This is a genomic window from Lactobacillus nasalidis (assembly GCF_016587775.1).
Classification (GTDB): domain Bacteria; phylum Bacillota; class Bacilli; order Lactobacillales; family Lactobacillaceae; genus Lactobacillus; species Lactobacillus nasalidis.
In genome coordinates this window covers 1-2,261 of record NZ_BOCG01000432.1, presented here as the reverse complement: position 1 = coordinate 2,261, position 2,261 = coordinate 1, and the positions used below count along the sequence as shown (strand labels likewise).

Below are 2,261 nucleotides of genomic sequence, written 5' to 3'. Positions count from 1 at the left end.
CTGGCCAAAGTTGTCATTTTGGCTGCCGGCGGCTACCTCAACAACAAGGAAATGATGGCTGAGGAAACCGACTATGACTTAAGCCGGATGATTCCGGTCTCCAGCGGCAAAGGGACTGGTGACGGTCTGCGCCTTGGCTGGAGCGTGGGCGGCCGCAAGTACGGCACTGGCATGGCGATGCTTTTCGGCGGCTACCTGGATGACCCTGACCAGCCATACTTCAAGATGATGAGCAGCCAGATGAACGTCGCAGCCGGCCAGCAACCGCTTCTGTGGGTCAACGAAGACGGTAACCGCTTCGTCGACGAGTCCGTGATCTACAACTTCAGTTACGCTGGCAATGCTCTCTACACCCAAAATGAAGTCTACAGCATCTTGGACACCGGCGTGATTGAAAAAATGGCCAAGGACGGGAACTTCATGGGCCTGGGCGTTTACGTTGAACGCGGACAAAAGATGGACAAGCTGGCTGACGAAATCGCTCAAGCCGTAGCTGACGACAAGCCGTTCATCTTCAAGGCCGACACTATCGAAGAACTCGCCGAAAAGACCGGCCTGCCAAAGGACCAGCTGACTGCTACGATCAAGCGCTACAACGGCTTTGCCGCACAAGGCGAAGACGAAGACTTCGGCAAGGATGCTGAATACCTGGTTCCAGTTGAAAACGGTCCATTCTACGCCTTTAAGCTGAACATCGGTGCCTTCTGCACCATGGGTGGTTTGAAGGTCAGCGTCAACAATGAAGTTGAAGACGCTGACGGCAAGGTAATTCCTGGCCTGTATGCTGCCGGCAACGACGCCAGCGGTTTGACCGGTGACACTTACGGCCCGAACATGCCTGGTACCTGCGCGGGATACGCCTTCTACTCCGGCAGAAACGCCGCTTTGAACGCACAAAAGTATTTGTAAACAAAAAGACTGCCAAAAGGCAGTCTTTTTCCGTTCAGTAAAACAAGCATCCCTTCCCCGAAAATTCTGCAGCAGGGATGCTTTTATCTTGCTTAATGCAGATCCTCGTAGCCCGGCTTGGTTAAAACCTTGGCCGCATACGAGCAAGTAGCCCGCAATCTGACGCTTTTTTCCCGGGCTGCAGCAACAACGGCATCAACCAGTTTCCGGCCCAGGCCCTGTCCGCCATAAGCCGGGTCAACTTTGGTAGTCGTGATGATCCAGTGATCACCCTTGTCTTCATAAACACATTGACCGATCAGCTTGCCTTCGTCATAAACGGCGGCCCGCTTGTGGTCTGCTTCAAACTTGATCTCCATATTACTCACCTAAAATTGCTTCTTCCAGCTCTTCAGCCGAATTTACGATCATGGTTGCCCCATGTTTTTGCAAAAATGGGACGCTTCTAAAGCCCCAGTCCACGGCAATCTCGTCCATTTCTGAGTTTTGCGCGGTCTGGATGTCGATTTCTGAATCGCCAATGTAAACGCACTTGTCTTTTGGAACCTCCAGGACCTTGACACATTCAGCAGTCATGTCCGGAGCCGGCTTGCGGCGGATCCCGCTTCTTTCACCCAGGGCAAAGTCGAAGCTGCCAGGGAAAAGTTCCTCAACCAAGACCTGCACGGCTTCGTTTGGCTTGTTGGAGACAACAGCCAGCTTGACCCCTTTTTGCCGCAGATTTTTCATCAAGTCCAAAATCCCAGGGAAAGGACCGGTCTTGATTTGGCAATGCTCAGCGTAGTAGGGCTTGAAAACTTCCAGAACCCGGGTAACTTCCGCTTGAGTAACAGCTTCCGGGATTTGCTCATCCTTAGTCCCAAAAGCCACCAGGCTCTCCCGGCTGCTGCCTGCTTCATATGCCAAAGCCCGGGTAACAGCCACCACGACCCCGCTGCCAAAGAAGTTCTTGATATCTTCAACCGTAAAGTCATGCCGGTGGCCTGTCTTTTCAAACGCGTAATTCAATGAGGCTGTCAAGTCAGCGCTCGTGTCTAAGATAGTGCCGTCCATATCAAAAATCGCGGCTTCATATTTCATTCGTTTCACCTCGCTTTCATTATACCATCCTGCACAAAAAATAGGCCTGCTCGCATAGAGCAGACCTGCTTTCACAACATCTCGTTTAAATATGACTTGCCCCGCTGGCTGCGTCAACGTGGGTCTCTTGAACACAGCAGCCTTCTTTTCATCTGGCGTCAATCCAGCGGCAGATTGACCAGCCAGGCGGCCAAAGGTGTGCGCGTGACTGGCAGCCAAGCCCGGAACCCGGTCATTGTAGCTGCCCCAGAAGAAGCCACCGGCGTCGTTGC

3 protein-coding genes are annotated in these 2,261 nt (G+C 52.9%); 1 reads left to right on the top strand and 2 read right to left on the bottom strand.

Annotated features, from left to right (window positions below; genetic code table 11):
• A partial coding sequence (locus lacNas_RS07990) for an FAD-binding protein (RefSeq protein ID WP_201346760.1) occupies nucleotides 1-909 on the top strand: 909 nt, incomplete at its 5' end.
• A gap of 92 nt (nucleotides 910-1,001) precedes the next feature.
• Here lacNas_RS07990 and lacNas_RS07985 read toward each other — a convergent pair.
• Nucleotides 1,002-1,268, bottom strand: coding sequence for a GNAT family N-acetyltransferase (locus lacNas_RS07985; protein ID WP_201331966.1), 267 nt, complete (start codon nucleotides 1,266-1,268; stop codon nucleotides 1,002-1,004).
• A gap of 1 nt (nucleotide 1,269) precedes the next feature.
• On the bottom strand, nucleotides 1,270-1,989 hold the full coding sequence (locus tag lacNas_RS07980) for an HAD family hydrolase (RefSeq protein WP_201331965.1): 720 nt from the start codon (nucleotides 1,987-1,989) through the stop codon (nucleotides 1,270-1,272).
• Nucleotides 1,990-2,261: the final 272 nt, after the last annotated feature.